Consider the following 26,130-nt stretch of genomic DNA (forward strand, 5'->3'; position numbering starts at 1 on the left):
ATGGATATCCTGATCAGGCAACAGGCTTGCCGCATCTACACCGGCGGACGCGATTTCGACCGCGAACGCCCCACCGTCGTGCTGATTCACGGCGCGGGCCACGACCACAGCGTGTGGAACAACCAGGCCCGGCATCTCGCCCATCAGGGCTTCGGCGTGCTCGCCCCCGACCTGCCGGGACACGGCGCCTCACAGGGCGCACCGTTGCAGACGATCGATGCGATAGCCGACTGGCTGCTCGAGATGCTCGATGCGGTCGGTGTTGCCCAGGCCAGCCTTGTCGGCCACAGCATGGGATCGCTGATCGCGCTTGCCGCGACCGCACGCGCCGCGGGGCGGGTGAAAGCCCTGATTCTGGTGGGCAGCGTGGCGCCAATGCCGGTCGCGCCCGCGCTGATCGACGCAGCATCCAGCAAGCCTGCGCGCGCCCACGCCATGATCAACCAGTGGTCATACAGCCCCGCAGCCCAGCTTGGCGCGAGCGCAACCCCGGGCACCTCGCTGCTCGGCATCAACCAGAGACTGATGGAACGCCAGGCCGCCGGTGTGCTGGCGACCGATCTCAGTGCCTGCAACGCGTGGACCGATGGCCTCGCGCGTGCGGCGGACATCCACTGCCCGACCCTTCTGATCTGCGGCGAACGCGACCAGATGACGCCACCACGTGCGGTAAAACCCTTATACGAAGCACTGGTCAACGCAGCGGGCGGTGCGCGTATGATTACCGTGCCCGGCGCCGGCCACGCAATGATGGCCGAAGCACCGGACGCAGTCACAAATGCAATTCGGGGGTTTCTCAGGACATAACAACAAGCATTCGAGCGGGCGGTACGGGCAGCGGGGCGGATTGCGCGCTGCCGTCAGTTTTCCGCCGGCGCACCCCGTTCTGCTGCAGCGAACATCCAGAATAACGACAGGAGAGAGACATGTCGCAGCCCAACGATGCCGAGCTTGAAGCGGCCGCAGCACTGCCCTTCCCCACCGTAAGGGACGTACCGTTCACTGCGCCCATCAGCTGGGTCGCACACGCGTTCGGTGACCTCAGGGCCTGCCCGGTGCCAAGTCTGTTCTACGGATTCTGTTTCGCTGCGATGGGCCTGCTCATTACGTTCGTGTTCGAGCACGCCTACGAATATACCTCTGCGCTGACCTCGGGCTTCCTGCTTCTCGGTCCGTTCTTCGCGATGGGCCTGTACGAGATCAGTCGGCGCCACGAGCGCGGCGAAAACTGCGCACTCGTCCCGACGCTGACCGTATGGAAGCGCAATGCGGGCAACATCGGCATTTTCGCCGTCGTGCTAGGCGTGGTCTTTCTGGTCTGGGCGCGGGCCTCACTGGTCGTGTTCGCGCTCTTCTACTCCAACGAGATGCCCAACCTCTCAGGCTTTCTCGGACAATTGATGGCGTTCGAAAACATCGAATTCCTGCTGGTCTACTTTGGCATCGGAATGGTTTTCGCCATCATCGCATTCGCGGTGAGCGTGGTCTCGATTCCGCTGATGCTGGACCGCAACCAGGACGCCATCAGCTCGATGCTGGCCAGCGTCGCAGCGCTCACCCGCAATCCCGCTGCCATGCTCGTATGGGCCCTTCTGATCGCCACGCTGACGATCGTCGGATTTCTCAGCTTCCATCTGGGACTGGTCGTTCTGATGCCGATCATCGGGCATGCAACCTGGTACGCCTACCGCGACCTCATCGAACCGCTGCCGGTAAAGCCGGCCAAGACGGCGACCTAGCTCAATCCGTCAGATCGAGGACCACCGGCTGGTGGTCCGACGCGGCCGTCTCCGACGCCACCCTGAAGCCGACAACGCTCGGTGCCAGATCGTCGCTCACGCAGATGAAATCGCAGCAAAAGGTCTCGTCCGGCCAGTCGGCCCCATGCAGACCCACCGTTGGCGCATGCGACAGCCCCGGGTTCACGATCTGCCAGGCATCGCGCCACTGGGGTACGTCCGGCGCAATCGGCGCCAGTAGCGCGGTGTGATCGGGTGACCCCGGCGAGCAATTGAGATCCCCGCACAATACCGCCGCAGCGGGTCGCGGCCAGGGCCGGAAGCCCGGATTGGAATCCTTCGACAGACCCGGCGCACGGGCGTGGGAGACCGCTTCACGATGCAGTTCGCGCAAGCGTGCAATCTGCGCGCTACGCTGCAATGCCGAGTAGTACTCGAGATGCGTGGTCAACACCCGCAGCGGCCCGCGAGGCGCCTCGATCACCGCTTCGATGCACAGGCGCTGCATCCCGGGCACGGTGGGATCGGCAGGGTTTGGCAGGACATGCCGGAAGACCTGGCCGAGCGGGTGTCGCGACAGGAGCAGGTTGCCGAAACGGGCGCGTCCGCCCTTGCCATCGGGCACATCCAGCGCAGCCCCGAACACCACTTCGTAGCCCGGAAATGCCGCACTCAGAATCGCAACGCCGTCTTCCGCAGTCGCGCCCTTCAAGCCCGGAAAACACTGCCCCACTTCCTGCAGGCAAATGACATCGATATCGCCGATTTCACGCAGAGCAGCGATGGTCCGGTCCAGATCGACCCGACCGTCGGCCCCTCGTCCCCATTGTATATTCCAGCTCACGATACGCATTCAGGTTTCCGCTCACGCTCTCACAATGGCATGATCCTAGCCTGTACCCACCTGCAGCGTCATCTAAACATCCATGCAAGATCACGCGCAACATGATCACGAACACGAAGACGAGGCCGCCGGCACGAACACCAGCCGTGGTCACGACCACCATGACCACAGCCACGCCTCCAGCCGCTGGCTACCGCTCGCGCTCCTCCTGACCCTCGGATTTGCGGCGGTTGAAGCGATCGCCGGGTGGTGGTCGGGCTCGCTGGCCCTGCTCGGCGATGCCGGACACATGGTTACCGACGCGCTGGCGCTCGGGATTGCTGCACTCGCCGCCCGCCTCGCGCTGCATCCGGCCAGCATTCGGCACTCATTCGGGCTGCCCCGGGTCGAATCCCTTGCTGCACTCGCCAACAGCGTGTTCATGCTCGCGCTGGTGGCTGCGCTGTTGTGGCAGGCGGTGTTGCGTCTGGGCGACCCGCGTGCGATTGCCGGCGAGACCGTGACCATCGTGGCGCTGATCGGTCTGGGCGTTAATCTGCTCGTCGCCTGGCTGCTGACGAGGGGCGAAGCGGACCTCAACACCCGTGCCGCGCTGCTGCATGTGCTGGGCGACATCCTCGGCTCGATCGCTGCGCTGGCTTCGGGGCTGGTCATCCAGTATACGGGCTGGCTCGCAATCGACCCCTTGCTCACCATGCTGATCTGCGGGCTGATTCTTGCCTCCACCCTGAACCTGCTGCGCCGCGTGGTGCACACCCTGCTTGAGGGCGTCCCGGAGAACCTTTCACTTCCGGAGGTCGGCCACGCAATGGCCGCCGTCCCTGACGTGCGCTCGGTGCACGACCTCCACATCTGGAGTCTCGACTCGCACCACCCGGCCCTGTCAGCCCATCTCGTGATCTCCGATGCCGGACGCTGGCCAAGGATACTGGCCGATCAGCGCGAGCTGCTGGCAAGGCGCTTTGGCATCGATCACGTTACCCTTCAACCTGAGCTCACACCCGACCAGCCGCTGGTGTTCTACCCCAATCACGCCACGCACCATTCACGTATCCCCACCGATAGTCGATAATCGGGCTGTTCAAAACGGGAATCCATCATGCACTCGGCACAGGAAATCGTCTGTCAGGTCGACGCGCTCGCCACGCTACCCACGGTCTATCATCGCATTCGGGAGCAACTCGAGTCGGCCAACGGATCGCTGCTCGAGGTCTCGCGTCTGATCTCGGCAGACCCGGCACTGACTGCAGGCGTGCTGCGACTGGTCAACAGCGCGTATTACGGTTTCGGGGGCAAAATCGACACGATCGAGCGCGCAGTGCCGATTCTTGGCCTGCAGCAGGTGCACGATGTGGTGCTCGCGATGACGGTCAGCGCGATCTTCAAGGGTATTCGGCCCGAGCACATGGACGTGGACCGCTTCTGGCACGGCAGCATGATGTGCGCACTCGGCGCCCGCAGCCTTGCCCGCACGGCAAAGCACCCCGGCGCAGAGCGCATGTTCGTGATCGGACTGCTCGCCGATATCGGCCATCTGGTCCTGTACGAAACCGTGCCGCAACTGGCAGATGAGGCGCAGTCGGTCTCGGACGAAAGTGGAGAACCGCTCCACCTCGCCGAGCGTCGCATCGTCGGCTGCGACTATGCCGAAGTCGGTGCCGCACTGATGGACGGCTGGAAACTGCCGGCCTGTTTTGCCGAAGTGATCGGTGCGCAGGTGGTGCCCCGGCTGGCCGGAAAATTCACCAGCGATGCCAGCGTGCTGCATATTGCGCGCATGATTTCTCATGCCGACCGCTATGGCGAGTCCAGCGACGAGGCTGCTGCGCGACTCGATCCCGTGGTGTGGCTTGACGCCGACCTCGACCCGGCCAGTTTCACCTCCTCCAGGGAAGAGGCAGAGCTCAGCCTTGCGGCCTGCATCTCGGCCTTCCTGCCCGGACGTCACAGCCACTGATTCAATTACTGATTCTGTCTGCAAGATTTCCTCAATGATGCGTGACTTGTCCGTGTCGGCGATTGTCGCCGGCTTCGTCGCGGTGCTGGTCGGCTACACCAGTTCCGCAGTTCTCATTTTCCAGGCCGCAGACGCCCTCGGTGCGAGTCAGGCCGAAATCGGGTCCTGGATGGGCGCGCTTGGCATCGGCATGGGCCTGAGCTCAATCGCGCTGACCCTGCGCTATCGCGTCCCGGTGCTGACGGCGTGGAGTACGCCGGGCGCGGCGATGCTGATCACGGCCGCTGCCGGCGTGCCGATGAACGAAGCGATCGGCGCCTTCCTGGTCTGTGCCGCGCTCATCACGGTGGCGGGTTTCAGCGGCCTGTTCGAGCGCCTGATGGGTCGCATCCCAATTTCGCTGGCAGCAGGCATGCTGGCCGGCGTGTTGCTGCGCTTCGGGCTGGATGTGTTCGTGGCCATGAAGACGGAGTTCATGCTGGTGTTTCCGATGTTCTGCGTCTATCTCGCCGGACGCCGCTTTGCCGCGCGCTACGCCGTCCCCCTCGCGCTGCTGGTGGGCATCGGCATTGCCTCCACCCAGGGCTTGCTGCATGTCGAAGCGCTCGAGCTTGCGCTGGCGCGCCCGGTATTCACCATGCCGGCCTTCTCTTTCAGCGCCCTGATCGGCATCGCACTGCCCCTGTTCGTGGTCACCATGGCCTCGCAGAACGTGCCGGGCGTTACCGTCATCAAGGCCTCGGGCTACACCGTGCCGGTGTCGCCGGTGATCGGGTGGACCGGGGTAAGCACGCTGCTGCTTGCCCCCTTCGGCGCCTTCGCGCTCAACCTTGCAGCGATCACCGCAGCCATCTGCATGGGTCGCGAGGCTCACCCCGACCCGGACCGGCGCTATGTCGCCGCACTGTCGGCAGGCGTTGTCTATGTGATCCTCGGTATTTTTGGCGCAACGGTGGGCGCGCTGTTTACCGCCTTTCCTAAAGAACTGGTGCTCGGCATTGCGGGCCTCGCCCTGCTTGGCACCATCGGTAACGGCATGGCGATGGCACTGCGCGACGAACACGAGCGCGAACCGGCTCTGGTCACCTTTCTGGTCACTGCCTCGGGCGTATCACTGCTCGGCGTGGGGTCGGCCTTCTGGGGCATCGTGGCCGGTACGATTGCACTGCTGGTGCTGAAGGGCGGCGCCACTCGCGGCAGCAAGCAGGCCTGACACCGACAGGCGCGCAGACAACCAGGCCCAGCCCGCCTCCAGCGCACCGGCTGCCGGCGCCGACAGGGGCTCGCCCAGTTCGAAGGACTCGCCCCGCAGCGCAAACACGAAGGCGGGCGGCGGCGCCCTGCCCTCGATACGCTCGAACACCGCAAGCAGGGCCGCCGGTGACAGGGAATGGCTCAGCAGCTGCGCGGCCGGATCAAGCTCGATCCGGCGCAGCTCGAATGCCTGCCCAAGGCCTACGGCCGCATCGATGAAGAGCACCGCCGCTGCATCGCGCAGATCCAGCGCGTGCTCGATCTGCAACTGATACTCGGCGAGCAGTTTCACCCCGGGCGGCGACGCCTGTTCGATACGCGCCCCCAGTTGCGGGCCAAGTGCATCATCGCCACGGGCATCATTGCCGATCGCGAACACCAGCAGCCCGGGGACGGTACTCAATCGCGCACCACGCGGTCGATCACTTCTCCGTCGGCTGCCGCCAGTTCGACCACCAGCGGCATCTGGCCCAGCGCATGGGTGGCACACGACAGGCAGGGGTCGAAGGCGCGGATGGCCACCTCGATATGGTTCAGCAGGCCTTCGGTGAGCTTGCGCCCGGACAGGTAACGCTTGGCCACCTCCCGCACCGCAGTGTTCATGGCCTGGTTGTTGTGGGTGGTGGACACGATGAGGTTGCACATCGTCACCAGATCGTCGTCGCCCACCTGGTAATGATGAATGAGCGTTCCACGCGGTGCTTCGATGATGCCCACGCCCTCGTGGCCGCGCGTCCCCTGCGTCATCAGCTCGCCCGCAGTGCAGTCCGGGTCGTCGAGCAGGTCACGGATGACTTCTGCCGCATGCAGCATCTCGATCATCCGCGCCCAGTGATAGGCCAGCGGCGCATGGATGACGTCACCCTTGCCATGGTCGATGAACTCCCGCCGCTCGACCTCTGCCAGTGGCGAGGGGATGAAATCGCAGTTCTGCACCCGCGCCAGCGGCCCCACCTTGTACCAGCCCAGGTCGGGGCCACGCTCGATGAGATAGGGAAACTTCATGTAGCTCCAGGACTTCACATCTTCCTGCAGCACCTGGTGGTAGTCCTGATCCGGCACCTGATCGCGGATGATCCTGCCGTCGCCATCGCGGAAACGCAGCACCCCGTCGTAGAGGTCCATCGCGCCATCGCTGCGAACCAGGCTGGCCAGCCCGGAGCGGAAGGTACCAAAGACGTCGTACAGACCGGGGTCGGCACGGTGCAGGCGCTTGACCAACTCGACCGCAGCCTGGCTCCACGCCACCATCTGGTCGGCGTCGGCACGCAGCATATCGCGGTCGGCCAGCGACAGATGACGGTTCATGCCACCCGGCACGGCGCCGGTGCCATGAATGCGCTTCCCGGCCGTGGCGCGGATGACCTCCTGTCCGAACTTGCGCAGCAGCACGCCCTGGCGTGCAACGTCAGGATAGGCGCCTGCCACACCGACGATATTGCGTTTTCCGACCTCGGCATCAAAACCGAACAACATGTCCGGCGACGACAGGTGAAAGAAGTGCAGCGCGTGCGATTGCAGAATCTGGCCATAGTGCATCAGCCGTCTGAGCTGCACGGCGGTCTGCGTCGGCGGCACCGCACCCACCACATGATCGAGCGCCTTCGACGCCGCCAGGTGGTGGCTGACCGGGCAGATGCCGCACAGGCGCTGCACCATGACCGGCACTTCCCAGTACGGACGGCCCTGAATGAAGACCTCGAAGCCACGAAATTCAACGATGTGCAGCCTTGCCTCGCAGATCTGATCATCGTCGTCGATCAGGAGCGTCACGCGACCATGGCCTTCGACCCGGGACACCGGATCGATCGCAACCTTGCGCAGTTTCTCGCGTCCCTCGGCAGTTTCCAGTTCGGCAGTCATTGGCGCCTCAGTCGTAATGCATCATCGGATACGACAGCCGTGGTGTGCGTCCGGCAATCAGATCCGTCAGAAACTTCCAGATCGCCTCGCCCGAAGGCGGGCAACCGGGGATGAAATAGTCGATCCGCACCAACTCGTGAATCGGCCTCACCTTGTCGAGCAGCAAGGGCAGTTCGGGATCGTTCGGCACCCCACCTTCGCCCAGACCCTCGCGCGACATGTAGACCTCGCGCAGGCAGGCTTCGAGGTCGAGGTGATTGCGCTGTGCAGGCAGGCCACCGTTGATCGCGCACGCGCCAACGGCAATCAGCGTCTTGCAGTTGCGCCGGAACTCGCGCAGCACGTGCACGTTTTCGGCATTGCACACACCGCCCTCGATGAGGCCGATATCGCACGGACCGCAGTGCTTGATGTCGGTCAGCGGCGAGCGGTCGAATTCGGCCAGCTCGACCAGCTCGAACAGGTGCTCGTCGATGTCGAGAAACGACATGTGGCAGCCAAAACAGCCGGCAAGCGAGGTGGTCGCAATGCGAACCTTGGGGCGCGGCGCATTCATTTTCCGTCCTCCATGGCCACGATGTGAATGGGCTTTTCGTCGTAGGTGCGGTCGCCGATCGCCTTGGCAAAACCAACACGTTTCTTCAGGATCACGCCCACCGGGCAGATGTTGGCCGCGAGGTCGTCAACCGCCAGGTCGGTGTCGCCCAGTCGACCGGACTCGGCATTGACCACCAGATGCTTGTTGATGCCGCGGTCGGTCAGTGCGAATACGTTCTTGCCATCGACATCGCGACTGGCACGCACACAGAGTTCGCAGAAGATGCAGCGGTTGAAGTCGAGCAGCACGTCGGGATGCGAAGCATCGACCGGGCGCTCTGGAAAGAAGTGGGCAAAGCGCTCGCCAGTCATCTCCAGATCGTAGGCCAGCGCCTGCAACTGACAGTTGCCGCTCTTCTCGCAAGACGGACAGAAGTGATTGCCCTCAACAAAGAGCATCTGCAGCAGCGCACGCCGCTCGCCATTGATCTCCGGCGTGTTGCTCTCGACCTCCATCCCTTCCTTGGCCGGCATCGCACACGACGAAACATGACGCCCGGCCACCTTCACGATGCAAAGCTTGCACGAACCATGCGGCGGGAAGTCAGGGTGCCAGCACAGATGCGGAATGTAGTGCCCCGCAGTACGGGCCGCCTGCAAAATGGTCTGTCCATCCTCGAACACGACCGGACGACCGTCAAACAGAAACTGCTTGCTCATCGCGCTGTCCTCAATGTCAGGCTTTCTGATCCGATCCCTCGGAACTGATGTGTGCTGCAGGGTCGTCACGACCGCTGGCACGCCGGGCCGCAGCCAGTGCGGCATCGAGATCGAAGGCAGGCTCGAAATCCAGAGACTGCAATCGGCGTTCGTAGGCGGGGCGGAACTTGAGCAGGGTGTCGACCACCGGATTTGGCGCGGCCGACCCCAGCCCGCAATGACTCGCGTTCTTCAGCAGGCGGTCGATCCACTCGATATCGGCGAGGTCGGTCTTTGCGCCCCGCCCGTCCGCAAGCTTTTTCATCGCCTTTTTCAGCAGCGCCGTTCCCACCCGGCACGGGGTGCAGAAACCGCAGCTCTCGTGGGCGAAGAAATCGACGAAGTTGCGCGCCACCTCGAACAGGTCTCGACTCGAATCGAACACCATGAAGGCACCGGCGGTGGGCACATCCTCGAATGCGATGCGTCGGTGAAACTCGTAACTTGCGAGCGTGATGCCAGCAGCGCCGCCCACCTGCACGGCCTGGATGTCGGACGCACCGCAATCCTCCAGCACGCGCTCGATCGGCACGCCGAAGGGATACTCGTAGATGCCGGGGTGAGCACAGTCGCCGGAGATCGACAGGAGTTTGGTGCCGGTGGATTGTGCCGTGCCGGTTGCTGCAAACGCCTCGCCACCGCAGAGCGCGATCAGACAGGTCTTGGCAAGGGTTTCGACGTTGTTCACCACCGTCGGTCGTCCAAGGTAACCGTGCGTCACCGGGAACGGTGGCCGGATACGCGGCGTGCCACGCTTGCCCTCCAGCGACTCGAGCAAGGAGGTTTCCTCGCCACAGACATAGGCGCCCGCACCGAGGTGAATCTCGATATCGAAATCGAAACCGGCAACGCCCTGTATGCCGCGTCCGAGAAGATTCTCCGCCCGGCGCAGATCGAGCGCCTCGCGCAGGGACTCCAGCAGATAGCGGTATTCGCCGCGCAGATAGATGAAGCCCTGCCGCGCGCCCACCGCCCAAGCCGCGAGCGTCATACCCTCGAACACGACGTCGGCCATGCGGGTGAGCAGCACCCGGTCCTTAAAGGTGCCGGGCTCGCCCTCGTCGGCATTGCAGACCACCACTTTCTCTGGTGCGGCTGCATCGCGGCAGGCCATCCATTTCACCGCAGTTGTAAAGCCCGCCCCACCCCGACCGCGCAGGTTGGAAAGCTGCATCTGCTCCATCCAGCCGTCACGCCCCAGTGCGACCGCCGCACGCAGCGCCGCACCCGGCGCCATTTCCAGTTTGAGCAAGGCATCGGTGCGATGGATGTTGTCGTCGACACGGAAAAACTCGGGCGGCCATGACGACAGTGGCGCCTCGCGCCGGATGAGCTCCGCAATCTGGTTGATGCGCTGATGCGACAGACGGGTCAACGGCACGCCATTGACCAGCAGTGCCGGGCCCTGGTCGCCCATGCCGATGCAGGAGGTGGTCTCCACACTGACAAGACCATCTTCCGACACCCGTCCGGGCTCAATCCACAACTTGCTGCACAGTGAGGCCATGAGCTCTGCCGAGCCCTGCATGCGTTCGGTGATGTTGTCGGCAAACAGCAGATGAAAGCGTCCGACCGGTCGCTTGTGCAGAAAGTGATAGAAACCGGCAACGCCCTCGACCCTGGACCGCGGGATGGACAGTTCAGCCGCGATCAGCGTAAGCACTGCGGGAGAAAGCCAGCTCGTTTCGTCCTGCACGTCGATCAGGATCTGCAGCAGACGCGTGGCGTCGCCACCATGCTTGCTGACGATGCGTGAGACAAGAACTGCGGGAACTTCGTGGGAGGTCATGTTTGCCAGGCTCCACTGCAAGTGCACGGCCCATTATAGTCCCGCGGTGCTCGTGAAAAAAAATCAAAACAGCATGTGGTGTCGACCAGCGCACGACCGCAATCATTTTCCGTGCCGCACGGTGCGGCTGATTCCCCCCTGAGGCCATGGGTCATCCTTCGGCCCCGGATCCTGCCCGTTTTCCGGCAAGACGCACGGCGAACAGTCGCAAGCTCGCGTTTGTGCGCCTCGCTCGGGCGCAATGCAGACCACCTGGCATTCGCCGCCTTGGCACGCAACGAGGAGAACCCGCCACGGCTTCCCGGGGCGCACCGGGGCGTCATGAAATTTCTTGATCGACCGGTCACGACAGCGAGCCATTTCGTAGTCAAACACCGCTCCGACAATGGCGTAAACCCCGCTAAAACACTGGCTTTTCGAGTCAAAACACGACAAAAACCACCACTACATGTAGTGTAAATTTAGCGCTTGACGTACAAGACAAAATCTTAAACTACTGTTTTTATTCGTTTTTATTTTTTTGCGAAATCAACATTTAGGCGCTATGCTTCGGCTTGTTCGAAACCATACCAAGGCAGATCAAGAAGATCATGAGCGCGACCACTCAGAACACTGTCAAAGCCGATGCCAGCACGCTTGAAATGCAGGAAATTTCGGGCGAAGTCCTGATCGAAAAATATGCCAAGGGCGATGAGCAGACCGTCCACGCGGTCCGTCAGCGCGTCGCCCGTGCACTTGCCGCGATCGAGGCTGAAGACAAGCGCGCTCACTGGGAGGCAAAGTTCCTCGAAGCTCAGGAAAAAGGCTTCGTGCCCGCAGGCCGCATCAACAGCGCCGCCGGCACCACCCTCGCCGCCACCCTGATCAACTGTTTCGTGCAGCCGGTTGGCGACTCCGTCACCGAATCCGTCGATGGCCGTCCCGGCATCTACACCGCCCTCGCCCAGGCCGCAGAGACCATGCGCCGCGGTGGCGGTGTTGGCTACGATTTCTCATCCATCCGCCCCAAGGGCGCGCTGGTCAAGGGCACGGCCTCGAACGCCTCCGGCCCGGTGTCCTACATGCGTGTGTTCGACCGCTCGTGCGAAACCGTCGAGTCAGCCGGTGCGCGTCGCGGCGCCCAGATGGGCGTGCTGCGCTGCGACCATCCGGACATCGAGGAATTCATCCACGCCAAGGACAAGGGCGACCTCACCAATTTCAACATCTCGGTCGGTGTGACCGACGCCTTCATGAAGGCAGTTGAAAGCGACGGCGACATCGAACTGGTGCACAAGGCCGAGCCGACGCAGGAACTCAAGGACGCAGGCGCCTATCAGCTCGACGACGGCAACTGGGTGTACCGCAAGGTGCGCGCGCGCAGCCTGTGGGATCAGGTCATGCGTTCGACCTACGATCACGCCGAGCCGGGCATCCTCTTCCTCGACCGCATGAACCAGGACAACAACCTGTACTACTGCGAGACCATCGAGGCCACCAACCCCTGCGCCGAACAGCCGCTGCCGCCGTATGGCTGCTGCTGCCTGGGTTCGATCAACCTCACCCCCTTCGTCAAGCATCCGTTTACCGACAAGGCCGAGTTCGACTACGCCGGTTTCGGCAAGGTGGTGGACGTGTCCATCCGCATGCTCGACAACGTGCTCGAAGCCACGCACTGGCCGCTTGAGCAGCAGCGCGCAGAAGCCGACTCCAAGCGCCGCGTCGGTCTGGGCTTCACCGGTCTGGGCGACGCCCTGATCATGCTGCAGAAGCGTTACGACAGCCCCGAAGCACGCGAGGAAGGTCGCAAGATTTCCGAGTACATGCGCAACCGTGCCTATCTCGCCTCGGCCGAACTGGCCCGCGAGCGTGGCGCCTTCCCGCTGTTCAACGCCGACATGTACCTGTCGGGCGGCAACTTCGCCTCGCGCCTGCCGGCCGAGGTCAAGGACAAGATCCGCAAGCACGGCATTCGCAACTCCCACCTGCTTTCGATCGCGCCCACCGGCACCATTTCGCTGGCGTTCGCAGACAACGCCTCAAACGGGATCGAGCCGCCGTTCTCCTACACCTACACCCGGCGCAAGCGCATGGCCGACGGCACCTTCAAGGAATATGCCGTCGAAGACTACGCATGGCGCCTGTACAAGCACATGGGTGGCAACGTCGACAAGCTGCCGCCCTACTTCGTCACCGCGCTCGAAATCTCGGCCCAGGCCCACAAGGACATGGTCGCCGTCGTCGCCCCCTACGTCGACACCTCGATCTCGAAGACGGTGAACGTGCCTGCCGACTACCCTTACACCGAGTTCGAGGATCTCTACCTCACCGCGTGGAAAGCCGGCCTCAAGGGCCTGGCGACCTACCGCCCGAACAACGTGCTGGGTTCGGTGCTGTCGGTCACGCCGAGCAGCGAACAGAAGCAGCCGCACGACGTCGAGATCTCGGACGCCAACAAGCGCCTGTCGATCAAGTCGCTGCCGGCACCGGTGCTGACCAGCCTGCGCTGGCCGGGTCGTCCGGACATGCCGGATGGCAACCTGGCCTGGACCTACATGCTCAACACGCCGCAGGGTGGCTTTGCGCTCTTCGTCGGCCAGTTCGGCACCAACGGCGGCACCTTCCCCTTCGAAGTCTGGGTCAACGGTGCCGACCAGCCCCGCGGCCTTGGCGCCGTCGCCAAGACGCTGTCGATGGACATGCGTGCCAACGACCGTGGCTGGCTCAAGCTCAAGCTCGAGACCCTGTCGCGCACCGTGGGCGAGAAGTCGTTCGAGATGCCGATGCCTCCGCATGGCGAGCGCAAGCTGGTGCCGGGTGTCGTCGCCGCCTTCTCGCAGATGGTGAACTACCGCTGCGAACAGCTCGGTGCATTTGAAACCGAGGGCACGACGCCCGTGCTCGACACCCTGTTCAGCCTGGAAGAGCCGAAAACCGGTACGGACGGCACGCTGTCCTGGACGGTCGACATCTACAACCCGGCCACCAGCGAAGACTTCGTGCTCGGCCTCAAGGAAATCACCCTGCCGGACGGCGTCACCCGCCCCTACTCGGTATGGCTGTCGGGCAACTACCCGCGCGCACTTGACGGCCTCACGCGCATCCTGTCGCTCGACATGCGCGTCATGGATCCGGCATGGATCGGCATGAAGCTGCGCAAGCTGCTCGACTACCCCGAGCCGCTGGGCGACTTCATGGCCTTCGTTCCGGGCACCAAGCGTCAGCAGAACTACCCGAGCACCGTGGCCTACATCGCCCAGTTGATGATTCACCGCTACGCCATGCTCGGCGTGCTCGACGAGAAGGGTTTCCCGACCCGCGAGATGGGCATTCTCGAAACCCCGCGTGACGAGAACGAGCCCAAGCTGATGCAGGGTGCGCTGTGCAAGGAATGCGGCAACCACACCGTAATCCGCAAGGACGGCTGCGACTTCTGTACGGCCTGCGGCGCCGTTGGTACCTGCGGCTGACACCGAAGCCCCGTCTTCCTGGTGATTTCGAATGCCCGCTCCCGCAAGGGGGTGGGCATTTTTCTTGGGCGGGCATCCGGGAAGCGCAAGGGACGTCGGTCAAGGCCCGCAGTCGGGAAAGAGCCCCCGGCGACCTCTCATTCCCTTCAATGACGGGGTGAGCCCACGAACATGGCGCGAAGACCCTCAGACGGAGAAGCGCTGATGTCTCAGCTCACAAACAGGCGTGGCATGTATGCATGTGCAAGCAAAGCGGTCGATCAGCCGATCACCGTGGAACTGGCGCGGGCACGACCCGCATTCTTGGACTTGTAAAGCTGCTCGTCGGCGGCCTCGATCAGCACCATCGAATCAAGCCCCTCGACCGGCACGACCGTCGCGACACCGAGACTGACACTGACCACCGGTGACGCATCCGAGTCGGCGTGCTCGATTGCCAGCTCGCGGACCAGGCCGAGCAGTTTCACGGCAACACGCGCCGCACCTTCGGCCCCGGTATCCGGCAACAGACACGCAAACTCTTCGCCGCCATAGCGGGCGATACTGTCGTAGGGCCGCGACAGCCCGAACTTGATCTGCTGTGCGATCGAGATCAGGCACTGGTCTCCGGCATGGTGGCCATAGCGATCGTTGAATCGCTTGAAGAAATCGACATCGAGCATGATCAGCGACAGTGGCACCTGGTCACGCTTGCAGTGCCACCACGCCGCCCGCATCTCTTCGTCGAACTTGCGCCGGTTGCCGACACCTGTCAGGCCATCGCGCAAGGCGATGGAGCGCAGGATGTCGCCTTGCAGCTTCAAGGCCAGGTGGGTGCGAACCCTGGCCCTGACGATGACCGGGTTGATCGGCTTGCTGATGAAATCCACTGCGCCGATCTCGAAGCCGTAGGCTTCGTCACTCTCCGAGGCCAGACCGGTCACGAAGATGACCGGAACCTCACTGGTGCGCGAGTCAGCCTTGAGACGACGACAGACCTCGTGCCCGCTCATCCCGTTCATGACGATATCGAGAACGACAAGGTCGGGAGACTGTTTCAGGCACAGTTCGATTGCCTGCTCGCCAGAGGTCGCCATGAAAACATCGCAATCCGTCCGGAACAACTCGTGCAGCAGCCGGATATTCGACGGCTGATCGTCGACGACCAGAAGCCGGGGACGTCGGCCCAACCCGGTCAGGCAGGCCTCAAGGGCGGTGGATGGATTCAAAGGTCCTCCAGCAACGCACGCAGGCTTGCGATCGCTGCAGCAAAATCAAGGGATTGCACCTGTTCGATGAAAACGTCGTAGCGACGTCGCTGACGCTCTGGAAAAGGAGCGGGTAAGGCTTCCACCAGGTCGATTGCCGACAGATTGCCAGATTCGAGCGCCCGCAGGATAGCCTCGAGTTTGTCCCGCCACATTTCCGGCGTCAGCTCGGCTTCGGTTTCGACGCTCGAATCGGGGGGTTCGGGTGCCCCGGTCGGTGCGCCATCGGCGAGTACCGCGGCCAGTTGTTCCGCACACGTCTGCATCCGTTGCGTCAGATCGTTCACGGTTTGGGCGTCGAGTACACGATCAATTGGGTCAGGATGCTCGCGCCGGAGCTGTTTCTCGAGCCCGGAAGCCCGTTCGGACAGCGATCGCGCACCGATCGTGGCGGCGTTCCCCTTCATGGCGTGAAGCACATCCGCTGCGCGCGCGCCGTCCCGCTGTCCGATACGGTCCGATAGTTCGGACAGCATCTTCTGCTGCTCCCGCGCAAAACCCCGTGCCAGTCTTCGCACCAGCTCGAGGTTACCGCCAAAGCGAAGCAGAATCGACGCCAGCGGCTCGATGGCAAGGCCACCGTTATCTACCGCAGCCTCACTGCTGTCCGATCCGGGTGCGGAAGACGTTCCTCCGCGGGTCAGTCTGAGCAGAGCCACAACCAGTTGTTCGAGATCAATGGGCTTGCCGACATGATCGTTCATGCCCGCGGCAAGGCAGGCTTCGCGGTCGGCCGGCGAAACGTTCGCCGTCATCGCCAGAATGGGAAGATCAGGGAAGCGTCCGTCATTCCTGATGCGGCGGGTTGCCTCCAGACCATCAATGTCCGGCATCTGCACATCCATGATCACGACGTCGAACGGCGGCACGGCATCCAGCGTCCGTCTGACGCCCTCAAGGCCGCATGCCGCCAGGCTGACATTCGCGCCTTCGCTGCTCAGCAAGGCTTCTGCAACCTCACGGTTCAGTTCGTTATCCTCGACGATCAGGACGCGCAAACCCGCAAGTCTTTCAAACTGTCCCACAGGGACAGACACTTGCGCTGTAGCAGCCTTGGTCGCAGCGCCGGAGACTGCGCCCTCCACCGCATTGACCAGTTGCTTCGGCGTCACCGGCTTGACCAGAATCTCGGCAAAGGGCGGCATTGAAGCCATTCCCGATCCTTCCAGCACCTCGCGCTCGTATCCGGTAATCATGATGACCACCGGAGGCCGTTCGCCTTTCAGTTCGTCGCGTATCAGCTGCGCCGCACTCAGTCCGTCGAGGTCAGGCATGTGCCAATCCATCAGGACCGCATCGTAGGCCTCACCCCGAAGCTGCGCTTCGCGCACACACTCAAGTGCCTCTCTTCCGCTGCTTGCGGACGCTGTCAGCCATCCCTGTGCGCTCGCGGTACGCATCAGCACATCGACCAGTGCCGGGTTGTCGTCCACGACGAGCACTCGTAAGGGCGCACCGGCGTGGTGCTTGCCGAGCGTCGCAGGAAGCTCCGCAACCACGCCGAGCGTGATGTCGAACCAGAAGCAGCTTCCTGCCCCGGGTTCGCTCTGTACCTTGAGTTCGCCGCCCATCAGGCCCACCAGGCGCCTGCAGATCACCAGCCCAAGGCCGGTGCCGCCGAAACGCCGTGTAGTGGAGGCCTCGGCCTGATTGAAGGCGTCGAAGATGGTCTCAAGCTGGTCGGCGTGAATGCCAATTCCGGTATCGGTGACAGAGAAGCGCAGACGAACCTGGTCTTCGCCGGCCCGTTCGAGCTCGGTCACACTGACGACAATCTGCCCCTGTTCGGTAAATTTCAGCGCATTGCCAGCAAGGTTGATGAGCACCTGCTGCAGGCGCAGGGCATCGCCGACAAGCACCGCGGGCAGCCGGGGGGCAACGTCGAACACGAGTTCGACATCCTTCTGTCCGCGGTTTCCCGAAAGCACGATACCCAGTGCGTTCATCAACTCTTCGAGTTCGAACGGATGCAGTTCGAGCTGAAGCTTGCCCGCCTCGATCTTGGAGTAGTCGAGTGCATCGTTCAGCAAGCCGAGAAGCGATGTGGCCGCAGACTGCGCCTTTTTCAGATACTCGTGCTGGCGCGGGGACAGTTCGGTCTGGCGCACCAACTGGAGCATGCCGAGCACGGCATTCATCGGCGTGCGGATTTCGTGGCTCATGTTGGCCAGGAAGGACGACTTGGCGGCGCTCGCGGCATCCGCCTCGTTCTTCGCCCGCAGCAGGCCGCGTTCGAGCGCAAGCTGGTCGGTAATGTCCCTGTTGATGCCTGTCACCCGCAACGCATGCCCGGCTGCATCACGCTCGATCTGCGCCCCCGCATGCAGGTAACGGATGTGCTCGTCGCCATCGAATACGCGGAAGGTTTCATCAAACGCGCCCCCACCTTCGATCGCAGCGAAAAGGCTGGCGGTGACTGCATCGACATCGTCCGGGTGGACCCGCGCCTGCCAGTGCTCGTAGTTGAGACCGGACTCCCGCAGCGACAGTGGCTGACCATAGAACTCGAACATGCGATCGTTCCACTGCAACTCGTTGCGCTCGACGTTCCATGTCCAGATACCGAGCTCTGCGACCTCGGCGGCCATCAGCAACTGGTCGCGCGCAGCCAGCACCTCGCTGCGCTGTTTCTTCTGCAGGGAAATGTCGGTGATGATCGCAACGAACATGCGCTCGCCTGCACGATGCATGGCGCCGATGGAGATCTGTACGGGAAAGACCGAGCCGTCCTTGCACTGCGCCGTCGCTTCACGGCCGCTGCGCCCCGCACGGCGGTCCTCATCGCACCATGAGCCTGCGACATGGCGTCCATCCCCGGCCTTGTCATAGTCGGGAATCAGCTGCCGGACATGCTGCCCGATGGCTTCCTGCGCCGAATACCCGAACACCTCCTCCCCCGCAGGGTTGAAGGACTGAACGATGCCGCGGGCATCGATGGTGACGACGGGGTTGACCACGGTAGCCAGAATCGCACGCGTCGTCTCGAGACTGGCAGCAAGCTTCTGCAAGGCAGCCTTGCGCTCGGTGATATCGATGGCAATACCCAGATAGCCACTCAGCAGGCCTTCCTCGTCGCGCATCGCCGTGACGACGAGCGTCACCGAGACATGGGAGCCGTCCTTGCGAACATAGGTCCACTCGCGCGTTTCGGCACCTTCGCTCTCGGAGTTGTGCACCAGGGCACGGAAGCCCTCGATCGGACTGCCGTGCGCTGCGCTCAACTCCGCACTCCAGGCCACCACCTCTTCCTTGAGATGGATCACCTCGGGCGTGCGCTTGCCCACCATTTCGTCCGCTGCATATCCAAGCAGACGCTCTGCACCACGATTGAATACCCGGATAACGCCATCGAGGTCGGTTGCAATGATCGACACCTCGGAGGCGGACCGCAGCACCGTTCCCAGCAGCAGGTTTATCCGGCTCAACTCCGCAGTCCGCTCTGCCACCTGTCGCTCCAGCCCTGCATTAAGCTCAAGAATGCGTGCTTCGGCGGCCTTGCGCGCGGATATGTCGCGTACGGTCTTGGACGCACCCACCACCTGACCGTCGGAACCAAAGATCGGCGAGACCGTAACCGAAACGTCGATCAGCCGCCCATCGCGACTGCGGCGACGGGTCTCGAAGTGGGGAATCGAGTCTCCGCTGCGAATGCGTTGCAGGATGCCGGCCTCTTCGGCCTGAAGCTCGTCGGGCACGATGAGATCCTGCAGCAGCTGCCCCTGAACCTCTTCCGCACTGTAGCCGAACAACTGTTCCGCGCCACGGTTCCAGCTTGTGATCACGCCGTCGACCGTCTTGCCGATGATGCCGTCGGCGGAGCTGTCGACGATGGATGCACGCAGCGCCTGCTCGGCTACGATCTGCCCCCTTCGCCGTCGATTGGTGCTCTGGACCCCGACCAGCGCCGCCAGCAGAATGCTGCCGATCGTGCCGAAAAACAGGACCAGCGCAGGCGAAGTCTGGTGCAGGCCACGGATAAACTGGGGCGTGGCACTGTATTCGATCTGCCACTTGCGCCCAAAGACTTCACGCTCGAGCGTCTGGGCGAACAAACTCTGCTTGCCTTCGGACGCAGCATTGCCACTCTCGAAGAACTGTATCGAACGCCCGTCGGTCACGTCGCGCAACACCAGATGCGCTTTCAGATCATTCAGCTTGAGGGCTGCCAGCACCTCCTCCATCAGCAAGGGTGCGTAACTCCAGCCAAACGCGGCCGCCTCACGGGCCTCGACCGTATCGGGCGTCAAACCGTTACGGTAAATCGGCAGCAGGATCAGGAACGACTGCTGCGGCCTCCCCGTGGCCTGCACCAGCGTGATCGGCCCCGTCAGCCTTGCCTGACCCGACCGGATCGCTGCAATCGCGGCTGCCCGGCGATTGGTTTCGGAGGCGATGTCCAGTCCCAACGCGGGCAGATTGCGCTCAACCGGCTCGACGTACTGAATCACGAAACGCTCGCCTGCGTGCGCACTGAGTTGCCTGACCGCGAAGTCCGGCATGCCGTCGTCCCGCGCAAGTGCCACAAAACGTGCCTCATCCTCTGCAGCGACGCGACGGGTAAAGCCGAAGCCACGGGCCCCGGGAAACTCGAGGTCGGGGTCGCGCGTCTTGCTGTACTGACGGAACAGTTCGCGGCTGATCCCGTTCTCGCCGGCGGTGACAATGGCACCGCGCACCCCGCGCAAACCGTATTGATAGAGCCTGATGCGCTCCACCACCGCATTGGCGGTGTCGCGGGCTTCGGCGGCAACCGCGGTCTCGGCAAGTTCAGTATTCCAGCGCTCGAGTTGCCATGCGCCGAGAAACGTCACCAGCAGACCAGCCAGAAGCGTCGCCCCCGCCCATTTGCTCACTTCTCCCAAACCGGAATCACCCTTCATGCAGAACATCCTTCGAACAAGACACGAGCCCCTGAAGCAGCGCCCATTCAATCTGCAAGCGTCGCCTGCCTTCTCCGCGCCTGATCGGATTCGACAACAGTCATGGACTCCATGCGGGACGAGTGCAGCCACGCCCATGCTCGCACATCATGCTGCAAGGATACCCGTGTGCATTATCCGGAAAGTTTGCGCCGTGCAAATGGGCAGTTTCCCGCCCCCGCGCCAGCCATGGGCACGCACAGGGATTTTCGCGTCCCACGAGGACAGACTAGAATGTCGTTAACAGACGATTCGCGCCGACCCACCGGCCAAGCCACGAATACAAGCAGTCCGCGCGCCGGGAGCATGCGCTTCCGGTCTGCCCTTATCCGGAGATTACATGGCCTCACCCACTGAAACCGTCAGCATGGCGCTGTTCTGCGACTTCGAGAACGTCGCCCTCGGCGTGCGTGACGCGAACTACGACAAGTTCGACATCAAGCGAGTTCTCGAACGACTGCTGCTCAAGGGCAACATCGTCGTCAAGAAGGCCTATTGTGACTGGGATCGCTACAAAGGCTTCAAGGCTGCGATGCACGAGGCCAACTTCGAGCTCATCGAGATTCCGCATGTCCGCCAGTCAGGCAAGAACTCTGCCGACATCCGACTCGTCGTCGACGCGCTCGACCTTTGCTACACCAAGGCACACGTCAACACCTTCGTCATCATCAGCGGCGACTCCGACTTCTCGCCACTCGTCTCCAAGCTGCGCGAGAACGCCAAGCAGGTGATCGGCGTCGGCGTAAAGCAATCGACGTCCGACCTGCTGATTGCCAACTGCGACGAATTCATTTTCTACGACGATCTCGTGCGTGAAAGCGAACGCGCAGCGCGCAAGCGTGAAGCCAGCCAGGCCCAGTCCGGCAACCGTCGTCCCCAGACCGAGGACAAGGGGCGCAAGGACGATATCGAGGCCCGCCGGACGCAGGCCATCGATATCGCAGTGGAAACCTTCGAGGCCCTGCTTGCCGAGCGCGGCGACAGCGGAAAGATCTGGGCATCGATGCTCAAGGAAGCCATCAAGCGCCGCAAACCCGACTTCAGTGAGTCCTATTACGGTTTCCGCGCCTTTGGAAACCTGCTCGAAGAAGCACAGGCACGCGGCCTGCTCGAGTTCGGGCGCGACGAGAAGTCTGGCGCCTACGTCTATCGGAGCAGCACCGCGGCCGAGACCGATGTGCATGCGGAGCGTCCCGCGCGTGAGGCCGAACCCTCGCGCCGCGACCGCTCGCGACGCGGCGGACGCCGTGACGGCAGCGCCCCCGGATCGGCCAGCAATGCGCCAGTCGACGAGGCGGCTGAACCCGTGGCAGAGTCGGCTCCCGAAACCGCTGCCGACAACCAGGCGGAGCAGCACGCAAGCGAGGCAGCGCCCCCGCGCCGGGAAAGACCGTCGCGAAGAGGCTCGCGTCGGACCAACACCACCGGCAGCGGCGCAGCTCCCTCAGCCGAAACACCGGCAAGCGCATCTGCGCCCGCCCCCGCACCTGCTTCTGCACCTGCGTCTGTGCCTGCCTCTGCGCCGGCCGCCCAAGCCACCGTCGTCGAAGCCCCCACCGCAAAACCGCCTGCAGCAGTGGCCAGCGCTCCCGCAGCCGCGCCTTCGCGCGCGCCCGATGCAGTGAGCAGCGCAGTGGCCGAGGTGCCGCGCGCACCGAGCAATGCTAGCCCTGCCGCGCTGCGCACCAGTGAAAAGATGAAGGCAGCAGACGCCGCGATCGCCGCAGCGGCCGCCGCAAGAGCGGCACAGTCGGGCGCGCCCATGCGTGCAGTGGAACCCGCTGCACCTGTACGCGCTGTCGAGCCTGCGGCGCCCGTCAAAATGGCGGAACCCGCTGCGCCAGCGAAAGCAGCCGAAACCGTCGCACCGGAGAAGGCGGCAGACGCGGCAGCACCTGCACCGGAAGCCAAGCCAGCCAGGACGCGCAAGCCCGCAAAAGCCCGCGCCAAGCCTGCGGAAGACGAGGCCGAAAAGCCGGCAAAGCCCGCACGCAAACCGGCGGCACGCAAGAAGAGTGCGCCCAAGAAGGATGACGCGACCGACGATACCTCGGTCTGAGCACAGCCTGTCGGGCGCAACACGCCCGGCCCCGGAACAGCCTCCCTGCACTCACGTGCAGCGAGGCTGTTTTTTCGTCAGCGCAGCTCGCCAGGCGGCGCCTGCTTGTGATTGCGCGGCCGGTAGCCGTAGCGCAGCGCCAGTGCATCCGGGTCGTCGCCCATCCAGTAGGCCAGGCGCAAACGCCACATCAGCACGATGGTGCGCAACACGCCGTGCCTCTCCCAGCGCCGCCCGGAGGTGACGGCACGCGCGCGAATGCAGGCCGGGCGCGCCAGTTTGCACAGCGCGGTACACAGTGCCACGTCTTCCATCAAGGCGATGTCGGCGTAGCCGCCTGCTGCATCGAAAGTGGCGCGCCGGACGAAGATCGCCTGATCACCGGTTGCAATGCCGGTCAGGCGGGAGCGCAGATTCATCAGTGCAGCGACCACATGCAGCATCAGCGGCTTGCCCTCGATACGCACGTCGAAGCGCCCCCACGCAGCGCCCCTGTCGATTACGGCGCGGATACGCTGCAGACCGTCCTCGGGCAGGCGCGTATCGGCATGCAGAAAAAGCAGCACCTCGCCACTGGCCAGTGCTGCACCTGCATTCATCTGACTTGCCCGTCCCCGCGGCGCAACGACCACATGATCGGCACTGCGACGCGCGACCGCGACGGTTTCATCCTCGCTGCCCCCGTCCGCAACGATGACTTCAACATATTCATCCTGCCAGGACGCAATTCGCGCCAGGCAGGCCGAGAGCGCTTCAGCCTCGTTGAGCACCGGCACAATAATGGAAATCCGGACAGGGACATTCGATCCTTCAGCGCTCAATTCCACCCCTCTCGGCATTCACTGCCGTCTGCCTCTCGTTCTGGCAAGACGCATTCGAATCATGTTCAGTTCCCTGCATGCACACGCCAACCGTAACGACGGGCTTCACACCCCCCGGTGGCAGGTACGCACCACTGACCGGGAAGGCCGGGCCGCCCGCGCAAACGCCACCAGCGCAACCAAGGCACAAACAGGCATCCACTCGCACGCCGCACCCCTTGGCGTGACGGGCGAGATCAAACTTGAGGGGATGATCGGCCAGGGCAAGGCCGTGCGCGGCATTGCGACCAAGCCCTGGTCAGGCGCGCGCTGGCAAGCGCGGACGGGCCCTCTAACAAGGCCGGCCTGCGGTTCTTCAGCGGATGAAGTCGCGGTTCACTTCACGGAACTGTGACGTTCCGCCGCGCTGCAGCCACTCGAAGGCCACCATCTCGCGCGACACGATCTCGATGCCGTGACTGCGCATGCGAGCGTAGGCAAGATCGCGGTTCGCCGGGTCGCGGGATCCGGCGGCCTCGGCAACAACAAAGACCTCCTTGCCCGCCCAGCGCAGTTCGAGCGCGGTCTGCTGCACGCAGACATGCGCCTCGGTGCCGCACATGATCACCTGTCGCCGGTCCTCAACCGCCGACCCCTTGAAGCAGCCGTCGGCCTGTGCGGAGAAACACTGCTTGCCGAGGTACAGCGCCGACGCCGTCACTTCCTTGAGACGGGGAACGGTGTAACCGATCTTCTCCGGAAAATGCTCGGTGACGACGGTCGGCACGCCCAGTCGATTGGCGACACCTGCGAGCCAGACGCAGTTGTCGACGACCTGCTCGCCGTCGTGAATCGCAGGCGCAAGCCCGGTTTGTACGTCGATGATCAACAGCACCGACTTTTCCGGATTCATCAGCATGACAGCCTCCCTCAGCTCATCAGTTCGGGGCGATCACGGAACAGGGCGAGCGCTTCCGGGTTGGCCAGCGCTTCCTGATTCTTGACCGGGCGTCCGTGCACCACATGACGCACCGCGAGTTCCACGATCTTGCCGCTCTTGGTACGCGGAATGTCCGTCACCTGCAGCACCTTGGCCGGCACGTGGCGCGGCGTGGTGTTGTCGCGGATAGTCTGCTTGATGCGCTTGATCAGGTCGGCGTCAAGCGTCATGCCTTCGCGCAGCTTGACGAAGAGCACCACCCGCACGTCGCTCGGGTTCTGTGGTGGCCAGTCCTGGCCGATCACCAGCGACTCCACGACTTCGTGCAGTTTCTCCACCTGGCGATAGATCTCCGCCGTACCGATGCGCACCCCGCCCGGGTTGAGCGTGGCATCCGAGCGCCCGTAGATCACCAGGCCGCCGTGCGCGGTGATCTCGCAGAAGTCGCCATGACACCAGACATTGGGGAAACGGTCGAAGTAGGCCGCGTGGTACTTGCTGCCATCGTCATCACCCCAGAAGCCGAGCGGCATCACCGGGAAGGGCTTGGCACACACCAGTTCGCCCTTCTCGCCGCGCACCGGTTTGCCGTCGTCGTCCCACACGTCCACGGCCATGCCCAGACCGCGACACTGGATCTCGCCGCGCCACACCGGCAGCACCGGCGAACCGAGCACGAAGCAGGAAATGATGTCGGTGCCGCCCGAAATCGAGGACAGCTGCAGGTCGGCCTTGATCTCGCGATAGACGTATTCGAAGCCTTCGGCCACCAGAGGGCTACCGGTGCTCATCAGCGCCCTTACGCTGGCGAGGCAGTGCGTTTCACGCGGCTTGAGGCCGAACTTGGCCGCGGCGTCGATGAACTTGGCCGAGGTGCCGAAGTGGGTCATGCCCTCGGCGTCGGCGTAGTCGAACAGGATGGTGTTGTCGCTGGCGAAGGGCGAGCCGTCGTACAGCAGCAAGGTCGCCTCTGCCGCGAGGCCGGACACCAGCCAGTTCCACATCATCCAGCCGCAGGTGGTGAAGTAGAACACCCTGTCCTTCGGCTTGACGTCGCTGTGCAGACGGTGTTCCTTCAGGTGCTGCAGCAGCGCACCGCCGGCGCAATGCACGATGCACTTCGGCACACCGGTCGTGCCCGAGGAGTACATGATGTAGAGCGGATGATCGAAAGGCAGCAGCTCGAACTCGATATCGGTGACGTGGTGCTGCGGCTTGACGAAATCGGCATACATGCGCGCATGCGGCACCCTGCTCAGATCGTGCGCCATGTGCACATAGGGCACGACCACCACGCGATGCACCGAAGGCAGTTGCCGCGCAATGTCGCCAAGCTTGTCGAGGCAATCGATGGTCTTGCCGCCATAGAAGTAACCGTCACAGGCGATCAGCACCTTGGGCTCGCTCTGGCCGAAGCGGTCGAGCACGCCCTGCACGCCGAAATCGGGCGAAGCCGAGGTAAAGATTGCGCCGATGCTGGCCGCGGCGAGCATGGCCACAATGGTTTCCGGCATGTTGGGCATGAAGGCCGCGACACGGTCGCCCTTCGTCACCCCCTGCTCGCGCAGTGCAGCAGCAAACTGGGCCACGGCGCGGTATAGCTCGCCGTGCGACATCCGGTTCTTGACCTTATCCTCGCCCCAGAACACCAGCGCGTCGTGGCTGTCACGGCTACGCAGCAGATTCTGCGCGAAATTCAGCCGGGCCTGCGGAAACCACTTTGCGCCCGGCATGCGGTCACCATCGACAAGGACGGCCTCCCCGCGCTCGCCGACCACGCCACCGTCTTCCCACACGCTCACCCAGAACTGCTCCGGCTGCGCGACAGACCAGTCGTACAAGGCGTCGTAGTCCGGCAGCGACACCCCCCAGCGCGTTTCCGCAGTGCGACGAAAGGCGGTCACATTTGCCGTTTCAACCCGTTCAGCCGACGGTGTCCACAATGCCTGGTCCAATGCACCACTCATGCCTGTC

19 protein-coding genes are annotated in these 26,130 nt (G+C 63.4%); 8 read left to right on the top strand and 11 right to left on the bottom strand.

What is annotated here, in order from left to right:
• A complete protein-coding gene (locus CEW87_RS18805) occupies nucleotides 1–807 on the top strand; it encodes an alpha/beta fold hydrolase (protein WP_108975451.1) in 807 nt (268 codons plus the stop codon).
• Between the two features lie 119 nt (nucleotides 808–926).
• Entirely contained in the window at nucleotides 927–1,739 is an 813-nt protein-coding gene (locus tag CEW87_RS18810) for a DUF2189 domain-containing protein (protein ID WP_108975453.1), read from the top strand.
• 1 nt (nucleotide 1,740) lies between these two features.
• Here the strand turns inward: CEW87_RS18810 and CEW87_RS18815 are convergent, their stop codons facing one another.
• Nucleotides 1,741–2,592 (bottom strand): endonuclease/exonuclease/phosphatase family protein, encoded by an 852-nt coding sequence (locus tag CEW87_RS18815; RefSeq protein WP_108975455.1) that lies wholly within the window; start codon nucleotides 2,590–2,592, stop codon nucleotides 1,741–1,743.
• A gap of 73 nt (nucleotides 2,593–2,665) precedes the next feature.
• On the opposite strand from CEW87_RS18815, the gene CEW87_RS18820 reads away from it, so the two are divergent.
• Genes CEW87_RS18820 through CEW87_RS18830 form a run of 3 tightly spaced genes read left to right on the top strand, consistent with a single transcriptional unit; the run spans nucleotide 2,666 to nucleotide 5,753 of the window.
• Entirely contained in the window at nucleotides 2,666–3,655 is a 990-nt protein-coding gene (locus CEW87_RS18820) for a cation diffusion facilitator family transporter (RefSeq protein WP_108975457.1), read from the top strand.
• A gap of 27 nt (nucleotides 3,656–3,682) precedes the next feature.
• Nucleotides 3,683–4,540 (top strand): HDOD domain-containing protein, encoded by an 858-nt coding sequence (locus tag CEW87_RS18825; RefSeq protein WP_108975459.1) that lies wholly within the window; start codon nucleotides 3,683–3,685, stop codon nucleotides 4,538–4,540.
• A 34-nt stretch (nucleotides 4,541–4,574) separates the two neighbouring features.
• Nucleotides 4,575–5,753, top strand: a complete 1,179-nt coding sequence (locus CEW87_RS18830) for a benzoate/H(+) symporter BenE family transporter (protein ID WP_234421584.1) — start codon at nucleotides 4,575–4,577, stop codon at nucleotides 5,751–5,753.
• Here the strand turns inward: CEW87_RS18830 and CEW87_RS18835 are convergent.
• Genes CEW87_RS18835 through CEW87_RS18855 form a run of 5 tightly spaced genes read right to left on the bottom strand, consistent with a single transcriptional unit; the run spans nucleotide 5,652 to nucleotide 10,742 of the window.
• On the bottom strand, nucleotides 5,652–6,197 hold the full coding sequence (locus tag CEW87_RS18835; protein ID WP_159098213.1) for a hydrogenase maturation protease: 546 nt from the start codon (nucleotides 6,195–6,197) through the stop codon (nucleotides 5,652–5,654). The genes CEW87_RS18830 and CEW87_RS18835 overlap by 102 nt on opposite strands.
• Complete coding sequence (locus CEW87_RS18840; RefSeq protein WP_108975464.1) at nucleotides 6,194–7,657, bottom strand: Ni/Fe hydrogenase subunit alpha; 1,464 nt, start codon at nucleotides 7,655–7,657, stop codon at nucleotides 6,194–6,196. Before CEW87_RS18840 ends, CEW87_RS18835 begins: the two co-directional genes overlap by 4 nt.
• A gap of 7 nt (nucleotides 7,658–7,664) precedes the next feature.
• Entirely contained in the window at nucleotides 7,665–8,213 is a 549-nt protein-coding gene (locus CEW87_RS18845) for an NADP oxidoreductase (RefSeq protein WP_108975466.1), read from the bottom strand.
• Nucleotides 8,210–8,914 carry a 2Fe-2S iron-sulfur cluster-binding protein gene (locus tag CEW87_RS18850; protein WP_108975468.1) on the bottom strand — a complete coding sequence of 235 codons (705 nt, stop codon included), beginning with the start codon at nucleotides 8,912–8,914 and terminating at the stop codon, nucleotides 8,210–8,212. The genes CEW87_RS18845 and CEW87_RS18850 overlap by 4 nt, the downstream gene beginning before the upstream one ends.
• Nucleotides 8,915–8,930: 16 nt before the next feature.
• Nucleotides 8,931–10,742: an NAD(P)H-dependent oxidoreductase subunit E gene (locus CEW87_RS18855; protein ID WP_108975470.1), complete on the bottom strand. Its 1,812-nt coding sequence runs from the start codon at nucleotides 10,740–10,742 to the stop codon at nucleotides 8,931–8,933.
• A 590-nt stretch (nucleotides 10,743–11,332) separates the two neighbouring features.
• Here CEW87_RS18855 and CEW87_RS18860 point away from each other — a divergent pair.
• Complete coding sequence (locus CEW87_RS18860; protein ID WP_108977374.1) at nucleotides 11,333–14,191, top strand: adenosylcobalamin-dependent ribonucleoside-diphosphate reductase; 2,859 nt, start codon at nucleotides 11,333–11,335, stop codon at nucleotides 14,189–14,191.
• A 260-nt stretch (nucleotides 14,192–14,451) separates the two neighbouring features.
• Here the strand turns inward: CEW87_RS18860 and CEW87_RS18865 are convergent, their stop codons facing one another.
• Nucleotides 14,452–15,399 carry a diguanylate cyclase gene (locus CEW87_RS18865; RefSeq protein ID WP_234421585.1) on the bottom strand — a complete coding sequence of 316 codons (948 nt, stop codon included), beginning with the start codon at nucleotides 15,397–15,399 and terminating at the stop codon, nucleotides 14,452–14,454.
• On the bottom strand, nucleotides 15,396–20,318 hold the full coding sequence (locus tag CEW87_RS18870) for a PAS domain S-box protein (protein ID WP_108975472.1): 4,923 nt from the start codon (nucleotides 20,316–20,318) through the stop codon (nucleotides 15,396–15,398). The genes CEW87_RS18865 and CEW87_RS18870 overlap by 4 nt, the downstream gene beginning before the upstream one ends.
• 379 nt (nucleotides 20,319–20,697) lie before the next feature.
• Here CEW87_RS18870 and CEW87_RS18875 point away from each other — a divergent pair, with 379 nt between their 5' ends.
• Nucleotides 20,698–22,416, top strand: a complete 1,719-nt coding sequence (locus tag CEW87_RS18875; protein WP_108975473.1) for an NYN domain-containing protein — start codon at nucleotides 20,698–20,700, stop codon at nucleotides 22,414–22,416.
• 77 nt (nucleotides 22,417–22,493) lie between these two features.
• Here the strand turns inward: CEW87_RS18875 and CEW87_RS18880 are convergent, their stop codons facing one another.
• Entirely contained in the window at nucleotides 22,494–23,243 is a 750-nt protein-coding gene (locus CEW87_RS18880; RefSeq protein ID WP_420094121.1) for a TIGR04283 family arsenosugar biosynthesis glycosyltransferase, read from the bottom strand.
• Between the two features lie 55 nt (nucleotides 23,244–23,298).
• On the opposite strand from CEW87_RS18880, the gene CEW87_RS22500 reads away from it, so the two are divergent.
• Complete coding sequence (locus tag CEW87_RS22500) at nucleotides 23,299–23,631, top strand: hypothetical protein (RefSeq protein ID WP_159098214.1); 333 nt, start codon at nucleotides 23,299–23,301, stop codon at nucleotides 23,629–23,631.
• Here the strand turns inward: CEW87_RS22500 and CEW87_RS18885 are convergent.
• Both CEW87_RS18885 and CEW87_RS18890 read right to left on the bottom strand, forming a co-directional pair.
• Nucleotides 23,593–24,135 (bottom strand): hydrolase, encoded by a 543-nt coding sequence (locus tag CEW87_RS18885; protein WP_108975477.1) that lies wholly within the window; start codon nucleotides 24,133–24,135, stop codon nucleotides 23,593–23,595. The genes CEW87_RS22500 and CEW87_RS18885 overlap by 39 nt on opposite strands.
• A gap of 11 nt (nucleotides 24,136–24,146) precedes the next feature.
• A complete protein-coding gene (locus CEW87_RS18890; RefSeq protein ID WP_108975479.1) occupies nucleotides 24,147–26,123 on the bottom strand; it encodes an acetoacetate--CoA ligase in 1,977 nt (658 codons plus the stop codon).
• Nucleotides 26,124–26,130 lie beyond the last annotated feature (7 nt).

The organism is Parazoarcus communis (assembly GCF_003111665.1).
Lineage (GTDB): Bacteria > Pseudomonadota > Gammaproteobacteria > Burkholderiales > Rhodocyclaceae > Parazoarcus > Parazoarcus communis_B.